This window comes from Bradyrhizobium sp. AUGA SZCCT0158 (genome assembly GCF_018130065.1).
Lineage (GTDB): Bacteria > Pseudomonadota > Alphaproteobacteria > Rhizobiales > Xanthobacteraceae > Bradyrhizobium.
The window spans coordinates 243,228-263,095 of the sequence record NZ_JAFCME010000010.1 but is presented as its reverse complement, the minus strand read 5'-3'; the positions used below and the strand labels follow the sequence as shown (position 1 = coordinate 263,095).

Below are 19,868 nucleotides of genomic sequence, written 5' to 3'. Positions count from 1 at the left end.
CACCCGGTCTTCCCTGCGCCCTCTATTTTCGAGGGCACGGAATTTCTGGCAGAGCTCGGGCGCAATGCGTCGCGAGATCGCGAAACTACGTTTAGACCACGGTGCAACAACAAACACCGCTGTCGTCCCGGCCTTGAGCTCAGATGCGCAATTGCGCATCGGGGGACCCATAACCACAGGAAGAAGTTTTGCGAACGGTCTCTGTTACCCAGTCTTCATCGAGAGATCACGCGGTATGGGTCCCGGCTCAAGGCCGGGACGACGATAAAAGCGGCTTTACGAGTTGGTGCCGGAAGCGGCGCGCGGTGAAGCCTCGGCCAGCGATCGTCCGACGTGCCGCAGCATCCTACTCGCCTGCGCGGCGCTATGGTCGAGCAGCCAGCGGCCGAACGCGTCGGGCGACAGCGCGCGGGCGTAGAGAAATCCTTGAACGACGTCGCAGCCAAGTTCGGTCAGCAAGTTCAGCTGCCCGTCGCTTTCGACGCCTTCGGCGACGACGGTGAGGTGCAGGCTCTGGCCAACGCGAACCACCGATGTGACGATCGCCAGCGCGCTGGGGTCGCTCCCGACATCGTGCATGAAGCTGCGGTCGATCTTCAACTCGCGGATCGGCAGATGCGCCAGCCGGCTCAGGCTCGAATAGCCGATGCCGAAATCATCCAGCGACAGGCCGACCCCCAGGTCGCGAAGCGCATGCATCGTCTCGATCGCAACCGAGCGCTCGTTCATGATCACGCCTTCGGTGATCTCGAGCATCAGCACTTCCGGCGGCAGGTCATGGTCTGCGAGAATTCCGGCGACCGCTGCGGCCAGGTTCGGGTTCTGGAAATTGATCGGCGACAGGTTGACCGACACGCAGGGGATATCCACGCCGGCGCCGCGCCATTCCGCCATTTGCCGGCAGGCCTCGCGGAGCGACCACATGCCGATCTGTTCGATCAGTCCGCACTCTTCGGCGAGCGGGATGAACTTCGAAGGCGAGACTTCGCCGAGCTCCGGATCATACCAGCGCGCCAGCGCCTCGACGCCATAAATGCCGCCGTCGCCGGTCCGGATCTGCGGCTGATACTGCAATTGCAGAACGTCGTTGGCGAGCGCGCGCCGCAACGCCGCGCTGTGGGCCAGCCGCTGTTCGGCCAGCCGATCCATGTCGGCGCTGAAGAAGCGAAACGTGGAGCGGCCGGCCTGCTTGGCCTTGTACATGGCGGCATCCGCCTGCTGGATCAGCGTATCGATATCGGTCGCGTTGTCCGGATACATGCTGATGCCGATGCTGGCGGACATCGCGACCTGCTTGGCGCCGATCTGAATCGGATTGACCAGGGCCTCCGTCATCCGCGACGCCATCAGCGAGGCTTCGGCCGCGTTGCGGTTCGGCAGCACGATCACGAATTCGTCGCCGCCGAGCCGCCCCAGCATGTCGCCCGGCTGGATCTGCGCGCGCAGGCGCTGGGCAAATCCGACCAGCAGTTCGTCGCCGGCCGAGTGTCCGAGCGTATCGTTGACGTCCTTGAAATTATCGATGTCGAGAAACGCCAGCGCAACGTGTCCTCGGTCGGCGCAGGCGTTGGTCGCCTCAAGGATCAGATCGCGCAGGCGCGCGCGGTTCGGCAGGCCGGTCAGCATGTCGTAATAGGCGAGCCGCGCGATCTGGGCGCGGGCCTCCTTGCGCTCGATCGCGAGCCCGCCGAGATCGACGCAGGCGTCGACGATCCGCTGATGCCAGCGGCTGGGCGCGCGACATTCCCGGTAGTAGAACGCGAAGGTACCGATCACGCGGCCGTCCTTGCCCTTGATCGGCGTGGACCAGCAGGCGCGCAGGCCAACCTCGAGCGGGCGGGTCTTGAACGGCTGCCAGCGCGGGTCGGTGTCGATGTCCTCCGCCAGCACCGGCTTGCCAAAATACGCCGCGGAGCCGCAGGAGCCGATGTTCGGACCGATCGCGACGCCGTCCAGCGCCCGCGAATAGTCCTCGGGAAGGCTGGGACCGCCCAGCGGGTGAACCAGTCCGCCGGCGTCGATGTGAAGCAGCGAGGAGACGACGTCAGGCGCGATCTCTTCGACGCGCCGGCAAAGCCGGTCGGCGATGTCGGCGATCGGGATTTCATCGGCCAGCGCGCTCATGATCAGCTGCTGCAGCGAACGCAGCTGCTTGGTCTCGGTGATGTCGGTCAGCAGGGCGAACATGTAGTTGGACCGTCCGCGCCCGTCGCGGAACGTCTTGACGTTGGCCGAGACCCAGATCTCGTCGCCGTTCCTGTCGTAGGCGAGGACTTCCTCTTCACCGCCGGCTTCCTCGCCGACCCAGCGTCGCAGCCTGGCCAGCGTCCTGCGGTCGGTATAGCGGCCCACCAGCAGTTCGCCTGCAAACCGGTCCTTCGCCTCTTCGAGCGAGTACCCGAACATTCCCGTAAACGCGGCGTTGGTATAGACGACCTTCAGATTGCGGTCGGTGACGATGACGGCGCGGCTGGTCCTGTCGGCGACCAGCGAGAGCAGGGCCAGCCTCTCACGCCGCGCGACCTCCTTGGTGATGTCCCGCACGAATGCGATGGTGCGGCATTGCCCGTCGATCTCGAGATTCGAAAGCCAAAGCGCCACGCGAATCCGGCTGCCATCCTTGCGCGCGATCGTGATCTCGGCGTTGCGTCCATGCGGAACGTCGTTGCGGCTCACCTGGTCCGAGGCCGGCGTCGCGACATGATGATGTTGAAGGTCCTTGAGCCCGAGATCGCCGACATGGCAACCGAGCGCTGCTGCGCGGTCCAGCCCGAAGATGAGTTCGGCCGCGGCGTTGCAATAGCTGACGCGAAGCTCGCGATCCAGGATCAGCACGGCGTCGTTCGCCCGCTCAAGCGCGGCCAGCAGAACGTCCGGCGTTTCGGCCGCGGGGTAATCGCCTGTGCTCATCATCCAACCCTGATGCCCGTCTGGAACCCATCGGGGCCTTGGTCCGATGGGGCGGCGCGTCATTTTGGTGAAAAGCCTAGGGGAGCATGGGTGTTGAAATGGTTCTTCGATCCCGTCCCGGTTGGCGGAAAGAGATCATCCTTAAGGATTCGCTAATGAATAGCCGAGCAACCGGCGTCAGCGGCCAGGCTGGAACGCAATTTCCGTTGTGCGTGACAGAAAAAGGAAAGGTGCCGGCGGCGGATCGCGTCGGCACCCGTCCATTTTCGTATTGCCGCTCCCCGCCACGAAGCGAGGGCGTTGACGGCTCAGTAAGCCAGACCGGTTCCCGGCGGCTTTTCGAGCGCTGCGGCGAGCGAGCGGTATTCCTCACTCGAGGTGCCGGCAAGCGCCGCGATCTTGTTCAAATGGTACTGCGCGGATTCGCGGTTACCCTGTTCGACCTGCCACAAGCCGTAATATTGCCAGGTCTTGACGTGGGTCGGGTCGGCCTTGAGCGCGCGCTCGTACCAGATCTGCGACACCTTGTAGTCGCCGAGCTGGCGATAGGAATAGCCGATCAGATTGGCGACCGCGGCGCTGTCGTCGCGGCCGAGCGCCTTCAACTGTTCGATCGCCGAGGCGTAGTCGTGGCGATCGTAGATCGCGGCATAGGCGGCGCGATAACCGGTTGCAAATGCGGTTTCCTGCGTGCTCGGGCGCACTTCGCTCGATCGCTTCTTCTTTTTGCTGTTATCGGGCGGCGGCGGCGGACTGCTGTCGGGTGCGGCGTAGACCACGCTGACGACGGGGGCCGCCGTCAGCGTCAGCGTGAACATCGCCAGCGTCAGAAGCCTGATAGCAAGTTTGGTCATGCGTCTCTCCAGTTGAACAGATCAAGAAACCCGACTTCGAAAAAAGTAGAAAAGGACGGTGCCATCAGGCGATCCTATACCGAAGCTCGCTGATTTGAACACCTGGCGGTTGGGAACATTCCCGACGCATAATGCCATTCCCGTGATTTGGCGTTGCTTTGGGAACATGACGAAGATGTCATGCAGATGAACGACGTCCGCTGTCGCGCTTCACGAGGGGTTCAGCGCGGGGGCGCTAGTGTCGTCCGCAGCCACCATCAAACTGATCCGCGGGCGCGGTTCGATCCCCATTGCCCCTGACGCGCCCGCGGGTATCAGGCCGACCCACGCGCCATTGCTTCCCCAATGGCCGTGGGTTGGCGCCGATGTCAGCGGTCCAATCCGGGCGCGATAAGCGAGTTGCGAATTCCATTTCGGCGCCGCCCGGTCTAAGAGATAGCCTCGGGGGCAGGTGGAAGACTTACGCTTGGGGACATCAGCAAAATTCGCGGCGATCGTGTTGCTGCCGATCGTGCTCGCGGCCTGCGCGGGCAGCGACGAGGTCAGGAGCATCACCTATACCGACGACCGCGGCGTCTCCAATCAGCCGTTTCCCAACAATTACAAGGGCGAGATACTCCTGTTCATGAGGACCTATCTCAACAACCCGGTCGGCGTGCGTAACGCCGTGATGGCGGAGCCGATACAACGTGTCGTCGGGGGACGGCTGCGTTACGTCAGTTGCCTGCGCTTCAGCCCGCGCGATTCCGACGGCAATTACGCCGAACCGCGCGAACGCGCGATACTTTACGTCGATGGCCGGCTCGACCGCATCATTGAAAACGCCAGCGAGCCCTGCGCCGGTGCGGTCTATGCGCCATTCCCCGACCTGGAAAAGATGGCGCGGTAGCGGCCGGCGCTCGGGATTACGCGCCTTGCTTTGCCGCCGCGGCCGAGGGGCTTGCCGGCGCGCCGGTCGGCGTATCCTGCATTGATTTGATCAGGTTGTTGCGCACCGTGACCACCGCCTTCTGCAGCCTGGGGAATTCCTCCGGCGAAAGCCCGGAAGCCTTCACCAGATTCCGTCCTCCGAGTTTTTCGCGCAGCCCGCGCCCGGCCTCGGTCAGGCTGACCAGCACCTGGCGCTCGTCGGCGGCATCGCGCTGCCGGCGCAGATAACCCATCGTCTCGAGCTTCTTCAGGATCGGGGTCAGCGTGTTGGATTCGAGGAACAGCTTTTCGCCCAGACTTGAGACGGTCTGGTTGTCGTTTTCCCACAACGCCACGATCGCAATATATTGCGTGTAGGTGAGGCCAAGTTCATCGAGAAGTGGTTTATAGGCCCGGCCAAAGGCGAGGTTGGCCGAATAGACCGCAAAGCACAGGAAGTCGGCGAGCTTTCGATCCGTAGGCTGTGGATCTGCAGGCAGTGGGTTCGAAGACTTGGTCGGTTTCATCCTGATGCTCCCGGGCACACGCGATCGTGACGGTTGCAGAGCATATATATCGGATACGATTAAATCGGAAGGGTTGACATCAAGAATATTGGGCTATTAGATCGTGTCCGAGTTAATCGTATTCGATCATTATAGGAGGGAGCCCACATGTCCGACAACATCAACCTTGGTCGCCGCCGTTTTCTTGGCGCCGCTGCAACGACTCTGGCAGCCGCCCAATTCGCTCTGGCTGGCCCGGCCGGCGCACAGTCCGGTAACGCCAAACCGGTGACGGCGATCAAGCCTGGGACGCACACGTCGTTTCCTGCCATCAAGCAGATCAACGCCGGGGCCCTCAACGTCGGATACGCCGAAGCAGGACCCGCTGATGGTCCTCCGGTCATCCTGCTGCACGGCTGGCCCTATGACATTCACGCCTTTGTCGACGTCGCGCCGATCCTGGCCTCGGCCGGTTTCCGGGTGATCGTCCCGCATCTGCGCGGCTACGGCACCACGCGGTTTCTCTCCAGCGACACGCCCCGCAACGGTCAGCAGGGCGCGCTCGCGGTCGACGTCATTGATCTGATGGATGCGCTCAGGATCGAGAAGGCGGTTATCGCCGGGTTCGACTGGGGCGCACGGACCGCCGACATCGTCGCGGCGATCTGGCCGCAGCGGGTCAAGGCGCTGGTTGCGGTGAGCGGCTACCTGATCGGCAGCCAGCAGGCCAACAAGGCGCCGCTGCCGCCGAAGGCCGAGCTTTCCTGGTGGTACCAGTACTATTTCACGACCGAGCGCGGCCGGGCCGGCTATGAGAAATACACCCGCGATTTTGCCCGGCTGATCTGGCAAACGGCTTCGCCGAAGTGGAATTTCGACGACGCGACGTTCGAGCGCAGCGCAGCCTCCCTCGACAACCCGGATCATGTCGCCATTTCGATCCACAATTATCGCTGGCGGCTCAGCCTGGCCGAGGGCGAGGCGAAATACGACGATCTGGAGAAGCGGCTCGCCGCATTTCCGGTGATCTCGGTGCCGTCAATCACCCTCGAAGGCGATGCCAATGGCGCTCCGCACCCCGATCCTGCCGCCTATGCCAAGAAGTTCTCAGGCAGATACGCGCACCGCCTGATCACCGGCGGCATCGGGCACAATCTGCCCCAGGAGGCGCCGCAGGCGTTTGCCGAGGCGGTGATCGAGATTGCCGGCTATTGAGCCGGGGAGGGCTTCTGGGGATGCCCTGAAGATCGGGCGTCCCGGAAACCCCGAATGGCGGCTCTTTTGCGGAGGGTCCTCCGACCCGAATAGATGAACGGAATTCAATCACTTTTTGGCGACCCTTGAACCTCGCCTTAGTTATCTCCGACATCAACAAAGCGGGATACCTGCCGGTTAACGCAGGAAAAAACCTAATATGCGAGGGAACCAAAGCGCTCTGTTGCCGCGCCGTCACAGTTGAGCACCGTTCGGTGCTCCGGCATTGCCGCAAAGCAACCTAATTGAGGTCACGTTGTTTGGTTTGATGGCGGAACGTTAGTCACGGGGAATGAAGATGAAGAAGATTTTGCTCGGCGCTGCCGCGTTGGCCGCAATGGCGGCTCCTGCTTTCGCGGCGGACATCCAGCCTCGACCTTATACCAAGGCGCCGGCCTACACCGCGCCGGCGCTGGTCTATAACTGGACCGGTTTCTATATCGGCGGCCATGTCGGCGGGGCCTTTGCGGGTACCGACTCCCTGCAAAGCAGCGACGCGCGCTTCCTCGGCGGTGTGCAGGGCGGCTTCGACTACCAGTTCGCACCCAACTGGGTGGTGGGTGCCGAAGCCCAATACAGCTGGCTGAACGGCGGCAGCAATAATGGCGTGCTGTTCCCGGGCGGTACGCTGGTGACCAGCAATACCGACCAGCTTGGTTCGGTGACCGGCCGGGTCGGCTACACTTGGGGTCCGGCGTTGCTCTACGCCAAGGGCGGTTATGCCTGGCGGGACGGCAACAATCTCGGCGTCACCGTGGGCGGCGTCCCGGCGGGCTTCACCACCAGCGGCAACCGCAAGGACGGCTACACGGTCGGCGGCGGCCTCGAATACATGTTCGCGCCCAACTGGTCGGCCAAGGCCGAGTACCAGTATTATGATTTCGGCAAAACCACCTTCACGGCTGGCCCCGCCGACGTCACCGGCCAGAGCTTCCGGAACGACGAACACACCGTCAAGGTCGGCGTGAACTACCGGTTTGGCTGGGGTGGCCCCGCGGCCTCCAAATACTGAGGGCTTGCTACCTAACCAGACGGAAAAGGCCGGCGGGAAGCCGGCCTTTTTGTTTTCAGGGGGCGCCGCCGGAGGGCACGAAGCGCTATACGCAGCTGTTGGTACTCGCGAAAAATAATCTTCGCGGTGCGCGCAACTTTTTGTCATCTTCGGCTATTATGGTCCGATCGGCTGGTTGGACAATCAAACATGCGTGCTTTTGCGTTAGGGCTGATATTTTCCGCAGCGTCGCTGCCATGCCTTGCCCAGACTGTCCTGAAATCAGAACCGCTCATCCTTGCTCCCTATGAAATCGCCTTCGTGCAGGACGCCAACTGTCCGGTTGGGAAGGTGCTCAAGGTGACCGGCGCGATCAGGGGACTGAACCGTCGCAAGGCCTGCGTCGTGCTCGCCTCGGAACAGGCTTCACTGGCAGCTGCGACGCCTTAAGTAGGCGATCGTTCGATTTTTCCTCCGGCCGTAAGGCCGGCCCGTTCCCGTGCGGCCTTTATCTCCGCCGACGACACCCGCGAAGCGGCTGCGTCAGGCCGCTTTCGAACCCAACTGCAGCACCGAACGGGCGTCGCGCTCGGCCTCGGCCTTGTTTCGCGCCGGATCTTCGTCCGGGTCCGGCTGGCAGGGCTTGATCTCGTAGTCATTGTCCAGCACCGGTCGCGGTGCCTGCCTTTCCTCATCGGAAACCGCATCGACCACGAGCCCCGACTGTCGGGCCAGCCTCCAGACATCGGCCTCGGTCGGATAGGCCTTGCTCAGCTTGGCCTCTTGGCAGAATAGCGCGTAGGGCATGCGTGGGGGCTCCAGCAAAAACGGTCAACGTTGCAGCCCCTTTTGGGTTCTGGCTTGGCTGGTATTCCGCCCGTTCAGGGCTCACGAAGGGCTGAAATGGCCCGTTTCGACGGCATTTTGGCGGAGTCCCTGAGTCGTAAACGAGTCATGAATCCCGCGAAAAAGAATCCCCGAGACTCCTCGGCTAGAATCGCTGGATGTTTCGGCCATGAGAACGATCGTCCAGACTCACTCCTGCGAGCGTGTCCAACTCACGCTCACGGTCGCGCTGCTGGTGGCCTGCGCGGCCAACATCGCGCTGGTCTGGGCGTGGCTTTAGCGGCCGGGGAGCGATTGACCGCGCGACCAATCCACCCATCATGCAACACAACAAGTTCGGGCCGCGAGGCGGCTCGATGACATGACGGGCGGGACGGGAATGATCGAGACGCTGCAAGCGCGGGTCAATGGCGATGCGGGACTGGTCCGGCGCGGCCGCTATCTCACGACCAGCTTTCTTCTGGAGGTCGGCCAGTCAGCCTTTCTGATTTCGATCCATGAGGGCCGAATCGTGTCGGTGACGCCAGGGCCGTTAGTGATGCCGTCTTCGGCTTTCGCGCTTCGCGCCTCCGAGGAGGAATGGAAGAAGTTCTGGAGCGAGCGCCCGCCGCCGGGCTCCAACGATTTGCTGGCGCTGATCAAGCGGCGCGTGCTGAGGGCCGAAGGCAATCTGCAGATCTTCATGGCCCATCTGCGTTACTTCAAGGAAGCGCTGGCCAAGCTCCGCGCCACGGGAGCTGGCGCATGAGCGCGAGGTTCGAGCCGATCGTCGGCCGCTACATGCATCTGGAATTGTTCGGCCGGCCGCACCGCATTTATTTCGAGCAAGCGGGCGAAGGCACGCCGTTACTGTGCCTGCACACCGCGGGCAGCGATGGCCGGCAATATCGCGCGCTGATGAACGATGTGCGCATCACCTCAAAGCATCGCGTCATCGCCTTCGACATGCCCTGGCACGGCAAATCCTCGCCGCCGGCCGGCTGGCACGACGAGGAATACCAGCTGACCTCGGCGCAATACACGACCATGGTCCTGGAAGTTTCGGCGGCACTCGAGCTCGACAAGCCGATCCTGATCGGCTGCTCGATCGGCGGCCGCATCGCGCTGCATCTGGCGCTCGAACATCCCGAGGAGCGCTTTCGCGCTATCATCGGCCTGCAGGCCGGCGCGCATGTCGATCCCTATTACGATCTGAATTTCCTGCACCGGCCGGATGTGCATGGCGGCGAGGTCTGCGGCGCCATCGTCTCCGGTCTGGTCGGCCCCGATGCGCCGGACCGTGAGCGTTGGGAAACGATCTGGCACTACATGCAGGGCGGACCCGGCGTCTTCAAAGGCGATCTGTATTTCTACAAGCTCGACGGCGACATCCGCGGCCGCGTCGCAGAGATCGACACCAGGCGCTGTCCGCTGTTTCTGCTGTCCGGCGAGTATGATTACTCCTGCACTCCGGAGGAAACGCTGGCCGTGGCCAACAGCATCAGGGGTTGCGAAGTCACCATCATGAAAGGGCTCGGCCACTTCCCGATGAGCGAAAACCCGGAGCTGTTTCTGACGCACCTGCTGCCGGTGCTGGAGAAGATCGGCAGGGCCTAGAGGATTTTCAAGCGAAGCATGCCCTCGGACTTGATCCGTGGGTGGATTCCGATCCGCCTTACGACAACCCGTCAAACAAGAGGATTGAGGCGAGGGCTATTTGCCCAGCGGCGGCGGCGCGGTGTCTTCACGCAGCGCGGCGTGGACCTTGGCCATGGTGGCGCTGCAATAGGCCTCGCGCTCGCGGTTGAAGCGCTCCTGATGCGCGCGGAAATTGGCGACACGGGCGCGGATTTCGGACTGGAAATCGACCTTGGGCTCGGGACGTGCGTTCTGGACCGGCTTCGGCGGCGCGACGGAGATGGTTTCGGCCAGCATCGCCTCGATGTCAGGCATCGACACCGCGGGCGTGGCTTTGGGCACGTCAAAGGGTGCGGGCGCTTCCGGGCTTACGAAAGAGGCCGGATTCGCAAGGAATTGCGCCGCGTCCGGCTTCTTCCCGGTCACCGATTGCACGAATGCCATCGTCTGCGCGATCAGGAGGTCGCGTTCCTTCATCCATTTCATCGCACACCTCAACCCAAGTCATTCCAGCAAAAGGCTTTTGTGGAATCAAGAGCAAGTGTTGAACTTGGCTAATGAAGGCATTCGATTTGCCGGCGAGGTGACAAAAGGGCGACACCCTGTGGGGGACATCCTGCGTAGTACCTCCGCCAGCGGTGCCATGCCAGCGGGTGCCATCGGAGGCACCGCAGGGCCAGACCCAAAATCGCGAAACAACCCCGTGCAAAGTAGAGCGGGCCGTGGCTCGCAGCGCGGGTGTGCGTTGCGTAGGCATTAGAAAATAGGGTCGGCCCTCACGGCTCGACCCTCGTCCTTGCTTAGCGCTCGCGCGGATTGGTGTTGGGCACGAAAGGCGCGCCGATCACCCGGACCGGCGTCTGGTCGACGAGACGGGCCGGTTGCCGTGCCGCCGGCGAAGCCGCGGCGGCCGACGACGATGTTGTGGCGGCCGACGGCGAAGACGCCGCAGCGGCCGACGACGACGTCGCGGCGGCGGCATAGACCTGCCTGTTTTTGCTCACGTCGGAGGCAGGTTCCCAAAAGCCCGCGGCGCCCGCGATGACTGCACTCACCAGCGTCACGCCGGTGAGCAAAACCAGATTGCAGTTCTCTTCCCGAATTCTCATGCAGCAAAAACGTGATCGAACGGGGTTGGTTCCGGGAGGCCACGGGAACCCAAAATGCCGCAGGTATCGGATGGAACAAAGATTAAATGTGCACTTCGTAACACATCACTCGGAACGATTCCTGCGTTGCAGCGTAACGTCTGTGGGACAGCAAGCGGGAGATAGCAGCAGTGGTGGGCAGGCAGTATCTGACGCGTCAGGCAACTACGCTTCTCAAATTCGCACGGACAGTCACGGACCCGAATGTGGCAGCGGGCCTGGTCGAGAAGGCCGCCGACCTCAAATCCCAGGTCGATGACCCGAACCGGTCGGACAAGAGTCCGAGAGCGCCTGACGTCGAGCGGACCAGCAGTCGATAGCTCAGCGACGCCGCCATGCAGGAAGGCCGCACCCTTGCCCTCGGAACAGTGCTCGGCGTCGCGATCGGTGCTGCCATCGACAATATCGCTATGGGCATCGGCCTCGGCCTCGCGCTGGGTATTGCGATGTCCTACGCCGTGAAGCCCTGACGGCGCGGCGCTCAATCTGCGCTCGCAAGCGGACGCGCGATCACCCAACGCATTCCGGAACTCCGCTGAATCACCGGAACAGAACTCCGTTTCCGAAACCTTCAAAAATTATCTGGCGCAAGTTCCCGCAACAGGCTCGCTGGGCAGGCGTTAACCCGGCAACGGAAAGGAGCGCACATGCGAAAGATAGGATTAACTCTCGCAGCCGTTGCCGCGCTTGCGACAACCGCTGTCGTCAACTCGCCGGCCGAGGCCCGTGGCGGGCGTAACGCGGCGATCGGCTTCGGCGTGGCCGCTGGCGTGCTAGGCGCCGCCGCGGCGGCCAATGCCTACCACGGCGGCTACCACTATGGACCGAGGTACGGCTATTACGGCGGTGGGCCGTACGCCTATTACGATGGCCCGCGATACTATCGCCGCCACTATCATCGCCACTACCATCATTGGTAACGAAGAGGCCCGGAGCAATCCGGGCTTTTTCTTTGCGCCGTCAGATAAACAGCTTGGCGACGGCCAGCACGATCAAAGCGGCAATGCAGAGGTACATCAGTCCGAATAGGCGCCGGTCCTGTTTGGCGTGCCGTTCGGAAATCTTACCAGTCATGAAATCAGTAAATGGATCTTGCACGGTGGCCCTCTGAACTAAGGCCGTACAGGTTCTGATTTGCGATTCCCGGTCAAGAGTCGCTTGAGATTTTTTGATCTTGTGGTCTGTATCAAGCGGCTCACTGAGAACGGTACGAAAAGTGTTCACTGTGAATAGCGAGGATAACGGGAATCTTGCCGTAGCTGTGAATAGCGAGGATTGAGGGTAGAAAACTACTTGGGTGCCTGACAACTCGAAGCGCGCACTTCAGAACCGTATTCATCAAGCCATTGTTCGGGAGGTGCCATGTTGAAGTATAATGGTGTCAGCTCGCCAGCGGCCTATGTCTGCCATGCGGTTTGACTCTTTATCGGTTGGGCCGCGCTCGCGCTTTTCACCGTCAATCGGGTGAAAGTCGATCACTCCAAAAGGGCCGAGCTGGAATCCATTTTCAAGATTGCCAGACGGCTCGCCTGCGATTTCGGTGGATCTGCTCGGCGTCGGCGTCATCATAGCCGCGCTCGGGCTCGCGTGGCTGATACGGCGCTGGATGCTGATGTAAACCGTGCAAGCGTTGTTGTCGCATTTGCGACTTTGAACGCGGACTGGTGCCGGTTGAGCGAGTTGAACCCCCAACCTTCGGTTTACAAAACCGGCCCGCATTCAATCATATCAATACCTTACGGCGACCGTGACATGTTGTCGGAAGGAAAATGTCATTTTTTGTGAACAGTTTGACAACGCCGCTATCCAGAGCCAGCGCGTTAGGTTAAGTGACCCAAGGTTGGGACAACCCCGGAGTGATCATGACAACAGTGCAGGCCATTGCATTTGGGGCCATGCTAGCTTGGACTCCAGCGCTTATCATCATGGCGTTCTTGTTGTGGGATGTTCCCGACCTCGACGAGAAAGAATAGCCTCGTTGCGTCGCCGGTGTCATCAGCGCTTCGCCTTGCCGTCGACCTGACGCTAGACCGACAAACCATTTCCATTTTCGATCGAAGCCCTGGGCCACTCTGAACTCAATGCGCCGATACGCCATGAGTTAGCGTGGCTGCAAGTCGTGCAAAGCTGAATCACGATCAGGATCTGGGTTACTAGCGGCTTGCCTGTTCCGGCTAAACACAAGACCAAGGCAGCCGATCGCGATTAAAATAGCTCCCGCGATCATTAGCCAATGCGGCAAGCCAATCGAAGACAGCAGGTCCATTTATTCCCCTTCGCCTTCAGCCGGACAGTACAGCATCATTCGGGTTCTGCATTGGCGGATGTCTCCCCGTCGATCCAGTCTTGCTCTTCGGCCAACGCGAGCCAGCCAGACGCAGGCAGTTCTCAGCGTTCTGCCGGTAGATTTCAGATTGCCTTATCATTGCCGCGCCTTCTTGGCCCCCATTTCTCTATCGCTTTTGGTCAGATCCAGCGGCAGTCGTAAGGAACTCATCGGAAGAGTTTAGTCCTTATGTTCGGTCCAGCTGCGTTCGCCGCACTGACATTCAAACATTCGTACCGTCAAGCCACGGGTTGGGTCCATCATCTTGTGAACCACTTTGGGCTGCGCGCCACACCTGCACCCGTGATGCTCGCGATTCTCCGGTCCTGATAGTTTATCGCCGCTTGAGTCGTCCATTACTCAACTCACCCCGCCAAAGGTGAGTCAGTAAGTTGCTAAACTGCGCTTTGGTTCCCACTCGCTCGCGGAAAACGTGCGCATCACCCGAATGGGTTATCATTCAAGTAAAACCACTAACGGGAGGCCGCAACCGTTAAGCAAACAAATGCGCGCCGGCCAGTGTGTACTTCACGAAGGTACCGGACTCGTGCAGCCACAGCCAGCCGCGCGCTGGCGCCGATACTCGACGAAGTCGGCTTCCGTGCATTGTGGCTGACAATCTTTCCACGCCGTTTCGAATCCGCCCAGCACCTGGTCGAAAAGTTGACGTAGCCGCTGCGGGAGAGACCGCGATGTCATGCCGGGTAGAAGCCGACGTCCCATCTCCATTGTTTGCCAGCAGTCGGTGCGTTCGGGTTCGGGCGACGACGGATTGCGGTTCGCAGGTGCGATCGGCACAACGAATGAGGCCACCAACCGAGGTACTCCAAACTAGTTCGGAACGATCGACCGAGTTGCGGTAATTTAGCTAACCGTAGGCCGCCTTTTTCCGCGTTGCCCACGGTTGGAATGGGCGGCCCCAACTCAGCCCCCAGCCCCGAGGTTGGGGCCGCTTCTTAGCGGCATCGCGAATGGAAGAGGCCCCCAACTGAGGCGGCCTACATGGCGAACAATAGGATGCCGATGCCACCACGCCGCGCGCTTTGCTACTTTTGAAACGGGGCGAGTGTTATGAGTTCAAGCGAAAAAGCGGCTGCCGAGGCGTCAGTGGCCCCCAGCGGCCAAAGGCGAGAGCAAGTGATCGTTGGGGTGGCTTTCTTTGTTCCTGTTATCCTTGCAACGGCAGGTTGGTTCTACCTACTTAGCAAGCTCGTTGCGACGACCTACGATTGGCTGTTTGCATAATTGCAGCGGAGCGCGCCGCGCGCAGCCATTGGTCGATTGCGTCGGCAGCGGCATCGGCAAGTTACCAAGCCTTGAAGGGGCGATGGCGGGCGATGCTCGATGAGGTCGGTCCGGCGCATCGGGGCAGGTAATCTTTCCATGTCGCTTCGGTGTCGGTCCCGAGCCTGATCGAAGCTTGACGCGTACCAGGTGCGAGACTGGTTTGCATTCACGATCCGGTATTTCTGCGCCGGCTTTTGCTGGCCAATGAAAAAGGCCGCAGGCGTTGCGCGCTGCGGCCCGTCCGGGAAAATTGATTGTCAGTGCAATGACAATACTCCCAACCCCGGTAGCGTCGAATCTGCCGCAAGACTTTCGAGCGTGGGAGTCTTAATTGGTGTTCCGAGAAGCGAAACATCATGGATGTTGCCGGACGGTGACAGTTCCTCGCACCACTCAAGAGACGCTGGTGCCGGTTGAGAGGATTGAACTCCCGACCTTCGGTTTACAAAACCGCTGCTCTACCGCTGAGCTAAACCGGCGAATTGAAGCGATGGCGGGCCAGCCAGGATAACGCGCGAGGTTTCCACCAATCTTCGGCGGTCGAATACCAGACTTGCCCGCAAAGGGCCAGCACCTCGAAAGCCCGTTTCCGTTACGCCTGCACATGAAAAAGGCGGCCTTCCGGCCGCCTTTTTCCGCATCTCGATCCGCTTGTCCTATTGGCAGATGTGCCGGCGGCCGTCTTCGCCGCGGAACAGGGTGCCGGGGATGCAGACGAAGCCGTTGCGGCGGGCGTATTCTTCGCCGCCGATCGGTTCGACTGCCATCGCGGACGCGGTGCCTGCGGCGGCGTTGCCCGCCCGGAACCCGCTGCGGTCGTCCCAGCGGTTGTAGCTGTTCTGCCAGTTGCCGTTCTGCCGATAGGCCTGATCCGGAGAGGCCTGACGCTGATAGCTGCCGGTGTTCGTGACCTGCTGCGCCATGGCCGGGCCCGCCAACGCGGATGCGATGATCGCAGCCGTGCCGAGGGTTTTGATTATTGTCATACGGTTCTCCTTTTCATGACGCGGGTTTTCTGGTGACGCCAGTTTTCGTCACGCCAAGCCAGGTCCGGGGTGCAAGGTCGTTCCGTATTTTCCCTGGCCGCAATTCTATTCGGCGTTATTGGCCCGGACCGCTCACGCCTCGTCAGCAGGGGCGCCAGCGTCCGTCGGGGCCCATATAGGTCGCGTCGGGTTGAATGCCGCAGGCGGGACGCAGGCTCTGCGGGCGCTGGACGGGATAGGCATAGGAATCGTCATAGGCCGGTCCGCCGTAATAGGCGTAGGAATCACGGTTGCGGAACGGGGCGGTCGCAATCGCGCCTGCTGCGCCAACCGCGCCGCCGACGACGCCGGCTGCGACTTCGCCGGGCCAGAAGCCGGACGATCGATGGCGATAGTTGTAATCATTCGTCCACTGCTGCGCCATCGCAGGTGTCGCAATCGTCGCTGCCAGCAATGCCGTTGCGCCCAGAAGTTTCAGTTTTGTCATTGGTTGCTCTCCGCAAATGTTGTGCGGGGCCAACCGATCGCAGCGCTCGATGTTCCGATTTTGGGTTGTGCTGCGTTCAAACCGGTGTGATGTTCCTGTTCCCCGCATTTTGAAGCGCCCCCAAAGAACCAAGAGAACTTCAAGAGCTTGAAGAGAATTTCATGCCGACGCGCGACCTCGATTACCGCTGCGACGACGTCAATTTGCGGGGCTATCTCGCCTGGAACGACAATGCCGCAGGTCCGCGGCCGGGCGTGCTGGTGTTTCACGAGGGACTGGGGCTCGGCGAGTTTGCGATGGAACGCGTGCGGCGGCTTGCAGACCTCGGCTATATCGCGCTCGCGGCCGACATGTTCGGTGACCGGCGGCAGGCGAGCAATCTGCAGCAAGTCGCGACCCTGGTTGGCGGACTGCGTGCCGAGCCGGAAAAACTCCACGCCCGCGGCCGCGCCGCGCTCGCGGCGCAGGCGAATCTGCCTGATGTCGATACCAGCCGGCTCGCGGCAATCGGCTTCTGCTTCGGCGGCTCGGTGGTGCTGGAGCTCGCGCGCGAGGGCGCGGATCTCAAGGTTGTCGTCAGTTTCCACGGCGTGCTGGCGACGAAAATGCCCGCGCAGCCCGGCCGCGTGAAGGCCAGCGTGCTGGTGCTCACCGGCGCGGAGGATCCACTGGCGCCGCCTGATCAGGTCACAGCGTTCGAGAACGAGATGCGCGAAGGCCACGTCCGCGACTGGCAGGTCATCAATTATGGCAACACGCTGCACGGTTTCACCAACCCCGCCGCCGACGGTTCGATGATGCGCACCGCGCTCTACAATGAGCAGGCCGATCGCCGATCATGGGCAGCGATGCGGGGACTGTTCGATGAAGTGTTGACCTGACAAGAACAGTTGATTGGTGTTTGATAAGCGCTTGTAGCGCGCAGGGGGCATATGTTCGGAATTCTGGGGCTTGGGTTTTTGCTGGGCATGCAGCATGCGCTCGAAGCCGATCATATCGCCGCCGTCTCCAGCATCGCCGTGCGCCGCAGCCGTGTCGGTGACATCGTCAAGCACGGGCTGACCTGGGGGCTCGGCCACACGCTGACGCTGTTCGTGTTCGCCGGCTGCGCCATCCTGCTCGGCAGCGCGATCCCGGAAAGCGTGGCGCGACCGCTCGAGGCCGCCGTCGGCATCATGCTGGTCGGCCTTGGCGCGCATGTGCTGTGGCGGCTGTGGCGGGACCGCGTGCATTTTCACAAGCACGGCCATGGCGACGGCACCGTGCATATTCACGCCCACAGCCATGCCGGCGAAACCACGCCGCATCTGCGCACCGCACACGCCCACGAACACGGCTTTCGCTGGCGCACATTACTGGTCGGGTTGATGCACGGCATGGCGGGCTCGGCTGCACTGCTGGTGCTGACGGTCTCGCAGGCGTCGAGTGCGGCGGTCGGGCTCGGTTATGTCGCGCTGTTCGGGATCGGCTCAATGATCGGCATGGGCGCATTGTCCACCGTCATCGCCGTGCCGCTCGCGGTGTCCGCGCGCTGGCTCACTTGGGCCAATCGCGGCCTGCAGGGGGCGGTGGGTATCGTCACGATCGCCATCGGCGCAACGACGATCGTCGAAAATTTGTTCGCCTGAGATATTCCCTCTCGCCTTCTCTTTCTCTCTCGTCATTCCCCGATGCGCAATGCGCATCGGGGAATGACGTCGGAGAGATCCCGATGGGTCGGGCTCGCCCCGTTAACAATTGCTGATCGGGTTCGCTCGCAATTGAGCGACTGGGGATGCTGACGCGTTAGCCTTACCGGCAGTTTGGTCCGGCCCCTTAACCCTTGGGGATGCCCGTTCGACTAAATTGCGGCCAAAGGAAAACGGGGTCCCAAGCGATGCGCATTGGCGTGACACTGGCAATTCTGATGGCGACGACGTCGACGGCCTTGGCCGGTGGCGGGTTTGAAATCGTGATTCCGGGTCGCCCCGGTGTTCCCGTCATCATCAACGGCGTCGATGCATCCTATTCGGTGGTCGAGGGCGACTGGGGCCTCCTCAGGGGCACGCATGTGCAGCCGACCGTCTATGGCGGCCGCTATATCGACCCGGTGCCGCGTGTCGGTCATTATTATCCGAGCGCAGGTCATCTGCCCGGTTACGGCCGTCTGGAAATCGAGCCGCCGGCGAACCGACGGTTGCCGCAGCCGGCCGAAAGCTATCACCAATCCTGGTCTGCACAGTCGGCACCGCTGCCGGCGCAATCCAACGTGCCGGTCAATCCGCCCGAGATCATCTACGCACCGCAGGAAGACCGGCGTCGTCGGCATCCCACGGGATTACTTCCACGCCCATAAACCACGCCAACAAGAACACCAACAGGCAAACACCCACAGGAGAGAGTAATGCGTCATCTGATTTCAGGACTGGTCGCGGCCGTCGCCGTGACGGCCACCGCGCCCGCGATGGCGTGCGGTTACACGAGCTGCGGTTACGCTGCGCCCGTCGTCTACGCGGCACCGGTTGTTGCGACCTACACCTCGGCGGGCTGCAATCCCTGCGGCGGCGTGGGTTGGGGTTATGACCGGCTCGCCGATCCCGTGCAGCAATATTACTACGTCAACCAGGGCCCGACCTATTCCGGTCCCGGCGCCTGGGCTCCGGCGCGCGTCTATCAGGAAGACACCGTCGTCGGCTATCGTCCGTATTACGGCTACGGCTACGGCTACGGCAGTGGCGTCGTAGCGCCGCGGGCCTACGGCTACCGCTACGGTTTCCGTCCGGGCTTCCGTTATGGCTACGGCGCCCGTTACGGTTATGCCGGACGCTATGGCTACGGCGCTCGTTACGGCTATCGCGGCGCGCGCTTCGGCCGCTACTGATCCGAAAGTTCGAATCAAGACGAAGGCGCCCGTTCGCATCATGCGAGCGGGCGTTGTTTTTATTTCATCAATCCCAGCCGGGAGGCGCCGATATAGAGCGCCAGCACCGCGGCGTTCGAGACGTTCAGGCTCTTGATCTCGCCGGGCATGTCGAGGCGCGCCACCACGCTGCAGGTCTCGCGCGTCAATTGCCGCAAGCCCTTGCCTTCGGCGCCCAATACCAACGCCAGCGGCTGCTGTAATGCGACAGCGCCGAGGTCTTCGCTGCCTTCGCTGTCGAGGCCAACGGTCATGAAGCCACGGTCGTTCAACTCATTCAGCGCGCGGGCGAGATTCTGCACGGTCACCAATGGCACCATTTCCAGCGCGCCGGACGCCGACTTCGCCAGCACGCCGGTCGCCTCGGGGCTGTGCCGCGCGGTCGTGACGATCGCCTTGACCGCAAACGCCGCGGCCGAACGCATGATGGCGCCGACATTGTGCGGATCGGTGATCTGGTCGAGCACCAGCACGATGCCCTCCTGATCAAGCGTATCGATATCGGGCGAGGGCAGGGGATCGGCCTCCGCGAGCAGGCCCTGATGCACGGCATCGGGGCCCAGCCGCTGGTCGATCGCGCTCGGCCGGACGAGTTCCGGGGGCACGCGGGTGTCGATATTCTCGTCGGCCAGGCGCCGGGCGGCGTTCTCGGTCAGAAATAGTTTGCGGATCTGACGTTCCGGATTGGCCAAAGCCGCCGCCACCGTATGCCACCCATAAAGAATCACCGGCCCGTCCGGGCCCGTGTCCCGGTCGCGCCAGGCCGGGCGACCGCCCGGTTTCCGGCCTTTTTCGAAGGGTTTGCCGCCGCCACGGCGGAACGGCGGTTTTCGGTCGCGATCGCTCAT

The 19,868-nt window shown here is 62.0% G+C and carries 24 protein-coding genes and 1 tRNA gene; 13 read left to right on the top strand and 12 right to left on the bottom strand.

Annotated features, from left to right (window positions below; translation table 11 throughout):
- Window positions 1–276 precede the first annotated feature (276 nt).
- A complete protein-coding gene (locus JQ574_RS17375) occupies window positions 277–2,910 on the bottom strand; it encodes an EAL domain-containing protein (RefSeq protein ID WP_212383695.1) in 2,634 nt (877 codons plus the stop codon).
- Between the two features lie 308 nt (window positions 2,911–3,218).
- The gene (locus tag JQ574_RS17370; protein ID WP_212207309.1) at window positions 3,219–3,764 is read right to left on the bottom strand and encodes a lipopolysaccharide assembly protein LapB; all 546 of its coding nucleotides are present in this window, start codon (window positions 3,762–3,764) and stop codon (window positions 3,219–3,221) included.
- A 466-nt stretch (window positions 3,765–4,230) separates the two neighbouring features.
- On the opposite strand from JQ574_RS17370, the gene JQ574_RS17365 reads away from it, so the two are divergent.
- The gene (locus JQ574_RS17365; RefSeq protein WP_212207310.1) at window positions 4,231–4,653 is read left to right on the top strand and encodes a hypothetical protein; all 423 of its coding nucleotides are present in this window, start codon (window positions 4,231–4,233) and stop codon (window positions 4,651–4,653) included.
- Between the two features lie 16 nt (window positions 4,654–4,669).
- Here JQ574_RS17365 and JQ574_RS17360 read toward each other — a convergent pair whose 3' ends face one another.
- On the bottom strand, window positions 4,670–5,200 hold the full coding sequence (locus JQ574_RS17360; protein WP_212207311.1) for a MarR family winged helix-turn-helix transcriptional regulator: 531 nt from the start codon (window positions 5,198–5,200) through the stop codon (window positions 4,670–4,672).
- 147 nt (window positions 5,201–5,347) lie between these two features.
- On the opposite strand from JQ574_RS17360, the gene JQ574_RS17355 reads away from it, so the two are divergent.
- The 3 genes from JQ574_RS17355 to JQ574_RS17345 all read left to right on the top strand — a co-directional run bounded on the left by JQ574_RS17355 (window position 5,348) and on the right by JQ574_RS17345 (window position 7,874).
- Window positions 5,348–6,394 carry an alpha/beta fold hydrolase gene (locus JQ574_RS17355; RefSeq protein WP_212207312.1) on the top strand — a complete coding sequence of 349 codons (1,047 nt, stop codon included), beginning with the start codon at window positions 5,348–5,350 and terminating at the stop codon, window positions 6,392–6,394.
- Between the two features lie 337 nt (window positions 6,395–6,731).
- The gene (locus JQ574_RS17350) at window positions 6,732–7,445 is read left to right on the top strand and encodes an outer membrane protein (protein ID WP_212207313.1); all 714 of its coding nucleotides are present in this window, start codon (window positions 6,732–6,734) and stop codon (window positions 7,443–7,445) included.
- 189 nt (window positions 7,446–7,634) lie between these two features.
- The gene (locus JQ574_RS17345) at window positions 7,635–7,874 is read left to right on the top strand and encodes a hypothetical protein (RefSeq protein WP_212036121.1); all 240 of its coding nucleotides are present in this window, start codon (window positions 7,635–7,637) and stop codon (window positions 7,872–7,874) included.
- Window positions 7,875–7,967: 93 nt separating this feature from the next.
- Here JQ574_RS17345 and JQ574_RS17340 read toward each other — a convergent pair whose 3' ends face one another.
- Entirely contained in the window at window positions 7,968–8,231 is a 264-nt protein-coding gene (locus JQ574_RS17340) for a hypothetical protein (RefSeq protein WP_212207314.1), read from the bottom strand.
- Between the two features lie 208 nt (window positions 8,232–8,439).
- Between JQ574_RS17340 and JQ574_RS17335 the strand changes: the two genes are divergently transcribed.
- The 3 genes from JQ574_RS17335 (at window position 8,440) to JQ574_RS17325 (ending at window position 9,866) form a co-directional block, all read left to right on the top strand.
- The gene (locus tag JQ574_RS17335; protein WP_212207315.1) at window positions 8,440–8,550 is read left to right on the top strand and encodes a glucose transporter; all 111 of its coding nucleotides are present in this window, start codon (window positions 8,440–8,442) and stop codon (window positions 8,548–8,550) included.
- 99 nt (window positions 8,551–8,649) lie between these two features.
- The gene (locus JQ574_RS17330; protein ID WP_192733974.1) at window positions 8,650–9,018 is read left to right on the top strand and encodes a hypothetical protein; all 369 of its coding nucleotides are present in this window, start codon (window positions 8,650–8,652) and stop codon (window positions 9,016–9,018) included.
- Window positions 9,015–9,866 carry an alpha/beta fold hydrolase gene (locus tag JQ574_RS17325; RefSeq protein WP_212207316.1) on the top strand — a complete coding sequence of 284 codons (852 nt, stop codon included), beginning with the start codon at window positions 9,015–9,017 and terminating at the stop codon, window positions 9,864–9,866. The genes JQ574_RS17330 and JQ574_RS17325 overlap by 4 nt, the downstream gene beginning before the upstream one ends.
- A 96-nt stretch (window positions 9,867–9,962) precedes the next feature.
- Here JQ574_RS17325 and JQ574_RS17320 read toward each other — a convergent pair whose 3' ends face one another.
- Both JQ574_RS17320 and JQ574_RS17315 read right to left on the bottom strand, forming a co-directional pair.
- Window positions 9,963–10,373, bottom strand: coding sequence for a hypothetical protein (locus JQ574_RS17320; protein WP_212207317.1), 411 nt, complete (start codon window positions 10,371–10,373; stop codon window positions 9,963–9,965).
- A gap of 314 nt (window positions 10,374–10,687) precedes the next feature.
- On the bottom strand, window positions 10,688–10,996 hold the full coding sequence (locus JQ574_RS17315) for a hypothetical protein (protein WP_212207318.1): 309 nt from the start codon (window positions 10,994–10,996) through the stop codon (window positions 10,688–10,690).
- 374 nt (window positions 10,997–11,370) lie between these two features.
- Between JQ574_RS17315 and JQ574_RS35530 the strand changes: the two genes are divergently transcribed.
- Complete coding sequence (locus tag JQ574_RS35530) at window positions 11,371–11,505, top strand: hypothetical protein (protein WP_283813745.1); 135 nt, start codon at window positions 11,371–11,373, stop codon at window positions 11,503–11,505.
- A gap of 177 nt (window positions 11,506–11,682) precedes the next feature.
- Entirely contained in the window at window positions 11,683–11,955 is a 273-nt protein-coding gene (locus tag JQ574_RS17310; protein ID WP_212207319.1) for a hypothetical protein, read from the top strand.
- Window positions 11,956–11,995: 40 nt separating this feature from the next.
- On the opposite strand, the gene JQ574_RS17305 is transcribed toward JQ574_RS17310, so the two are convergent.
- The 5 genes from JQ574_RS17305 to JQ574_RS17285 all read right to left on the bottom strand — a co-directional run bounded on the left by JQ574_RS17305 (window position 11,996) and on the right by JQ574_RS17285 (window position 16,121).
- Entirely contained in the window at window positions 11,996–12,259 is a 264-nt protein-coding gene (locus tag JQ574_RS17305; RefSeq protein WP_212383694.1) for a hypothetical protein, read from the bottom strand.
- Between the two features lie 114 nt (window positions 12,260–12,373).
- A complete protein-coding gene (locus JQ574_RS17300; RefSeq protein ID WP_212207321.1) occupies window positions 12,374–12,604 on the bottom strand; it encodes a hypothetical protein in 231 nt (76 codons plus the stop codon).
- Between the two features lie 2,448 nt (window positions 12,605–15,052).
- A tRNA-Thr gene (locus JQ574_RS17295) sits at window positions 15,053–15,127 on the bottom strand.
- Window positions 15,128–15,304: 177 nt separating this feature from the next.
- The gene (locus JQ574_RS17290) at window positions 15,305–15,634 is read right to left on the bottom strand and encodes a hypothetical protein (RefSeq protein ID WP_212207322.1); all 330 of its coding nucleotides are present in this window, start codon (window positions 15,632–15,634) and stop codon (window positions 15,305–15,307) included.
- Between the two features lie 142 nt (window positions 15,635–15,776).
- Window positions 15,777–16,121: a hypothetical protein gene (locus JQ574_RS17285; RefSeq protein WP_212207323.1), complete on the bottom strand. Its 345-nt coding sequence runs from the start codon at window positions 16,119–16,121 to the stop codon at window positions 15,777–15,779.
- 161 nt (window positions 16,122–16,282) lie between these two features.
- Here JQ574_RS17285 and JQ574_RS17280 point away from each other — a divergent pair, with 161 nt between their 5' ends.
- The 4 genes from JQ574_RS17280 (at window position 16,283) to JQ574_RS17265 (ending at window position 18,981) form a co-directional block, all read left to right on the top strand.
- On the top strand, window positions 16,283–17,002 hold the full coding sequence (locus JQ574_RS17280; protein WP_212207324.1) for a dienelactone hydrolase family protein: 720 nt from the start codon (window positions 16,283–16,285) through the stop codon (window positions 17,000–17,002).
- Between the two features lie 51 nt (window positions 17,003–17,053).
- On the top strand, window positions 17,054–17,749 hold the full coding sequence (locus tag JQ574_RS17275) for an urease accessory protein (RefSeq protein WP_212207325.1): 696 nt from the start codon (window positions 17,054–17,056) through the stop codon (window positions 17,747–17,749).
- 248 nt (window positions 17,750–17,997) lie between these two features.
- Window positions 17,998–18,456: a hypothetical protein gene (locus JQ574_RS17270; RefSeq protein WP_212207326.1), complete on the top strand. Its 459-nt coding sequence runs from the start codon at window positions 17,998–18,000 to the stop codon at window positions 18,454–18,456.
- A 48-nt stretch (window positions 18,457–18,504) separates the two neighbouring features.
- Window positions 18,505–18,981 carry a hypothetical protein gene (locus tag JQ574_RS17265; protein WP_212207327.1) on the top strand — a complete coding sequence of 159 codons (477 nt, stop codon included), beginning with the start codon at window positions 18,505–18,507 and terminating at the stop codon, window positions 18,979–18,981.
- Window positions 18,982–19,040: 59 nt separating this feature from the next.
- Here the strand turns inward: JQ574_RS17265 and rlmB are convergent, their stop codons facing one another.
- Window positions 19,041–19,868, bottom strand: coding sequence for a 23S rRNA (guanosine(2251)-2'-O)-methyltransferase RlmB (rlmB, locus tag JQ574_RS17260; protein ID WP_212207328.1), 828 nt, complete (start codon window positions 19,866–19,868; stop codon window positions 19,041–19,043).

Excerpts from the sequence above, each read along its gene's own strand:
- JQ574_RS35530 (WP_283813745.1), top strand. The coding sequence starts at position 11,371 with ATGCAGGAAGGCCGCACCCTTGCCCTCGGAACAGTGCTCGGCGTCGCG.
- JQ574_RS17315 (WP_212207318.1), bottom strand. The coding sequence starts at position 10,996 with ATGAGAATTCGGGAAGAGAACTGCAATCTGGTTTTGCTCACCGGCGTG.
- JQ574_RS17285 (WP_212207323.1), bottom strand. The coding sequence starts at position 16,121 with ATGACAAAACTGAAACTTCTGGGCGCAACGGCATTGCTGGCAGCGACG.
- JQ574_RS17325 (WP_212207316.1), top strand. The coding sequence starts at position 9,015 with ATGAGCGCGAGGTTCGAGCCGATCGTCGGCCGCTACATGCATCTGGAA.
- JQ574_RS17345 (WP_212036121.1), top strand. The coding sequence starts at position 7,635 with ATGCGTGCTTTTGCGTTAGGGCTGATATTTTCCGCAGCGTCGCTGCCA.
- JQ574_RS17330 (WP_192733974.1), top strand. The coding sequence starts at position 8,650 with ATGATCGAGACGCTGCAAGCGCGGGTCAATGGCGATGCGGGACTGGTC.
- JQ574_RS17270 (WP_212207326.1), top strand. The coding sequence starts at position 17,998 with ATGCGCATTGGCGTGACACTGGCAATTCTGATGGCGACGACGTCGACG.
- JQ574_RS17300 (WP_212207321.1), bottom strand. The coding sequence starts at position 12,604 with ATGATGACGCCGACGCCGAGCAGATCCACCGAAATCGCAGGCGAGCCG.
- JQ574_RS17335 (WP_212207315.1), top strand. The coding sequence starts at position 8,440 with ATGAGAACGATCGTCCAGACTCACTCCTGCGAGCGTGTCCAACTCACG.
- JQ574_RS17360 (WP_212207311.1), bottom strand. The coding sequence starts at position 5,200 with ATGAAACCGACCAAGTCTTCGAACCCACTGCCTGCAGATCCACAGCCT.
- JQ574_RS17280 (WP_212207324.1), top strand. The coding sequence starts at position 16,283 with ATGCCGACGCGCGACCTCGATTACCGCTGCGACGACGTCAATTTGCGG.
- JQ574_RS17290 (WP_212207322.1), bottom strand. The coding sequence starts at position 15,634 with ATGACAATAATCAAAACCCTCGGCACGGCTGCGATCATCGCATCCGCG.
- rlmB (WP_212207328.1), bottom strand. The coding sequence starts at position 19,868 with ATGAGCGATCGCGACCGAAAACCGCCGTTCCGCCGTGGCGGCGGCAAA.
- JQ574_RS17350 (WP_212207313.1), top strand. The coding sequence starts at position 6,732 with ATGAAGAAGATTTTGCTCGGCGCTGCCGCGTTGGCCGCAATGGCGGCT.
- JQ574_RS17320 (WP_212207317.1), bottom strand. The coding sequence starts at position 10,373 with ATGAAATGGATGAAGGAACGCGACCTCCTGATCGCGCAGACGATGGCA.
- JQ574_RS17375 (WP_212383695.1), bottom strand. The coding sequence starts at position 2,910 with ATGAGCACAGGCGATTACCCCGCGGCCGAAACGCCGGACGTTCTGCTG.
- JQ574_RS17340 (WP_212207314.1), bottom strand. The coding sequence starts at position 8,231 with ATGCCCTACGCGCTATTCTGCCAAGAGGCCAAGCTGAGCAAGGCCTAT.
- JQ574_RS17275 (WP_212207325.1), top strand. The coding sequence starts at position 17,054 with ATGTTCGGAATTCTGGGGCTTGGGTTTTTGCTGGGCATGCAGCATGCG.
- JQ574_RS17265 (WP_212207327.1), top strand. The coding sequence starts at position 18,505 with ATGCGTCATCTGATTTCAGGACTGGTCGCGGCCGTCGCCGTGACGGCC.
- JQ574_RS17355 (WP_212207312.1), top strand. The coding sequence starts at position 5,348 with ATGTCCGACAACATCAACCTTGGTCGCCGCCGTTTTCTTGGCGCCGCT.
- JQ574_RS17370 (WP_212207309.1), bottom strand. The coding sequence starts at position 3,764 with ATGACCAAACTTGCTATCAGGCTTCTGACGCTGGCGATGTTCACGCTG.
- JQ574_RS17310 (WP_212207319.1), top strand. The coding sequence starts at position 11,683 with ATGCGAAAGATAGGATTAACTCTCGCAGCCGTTGCCGCGCTTGCGACA.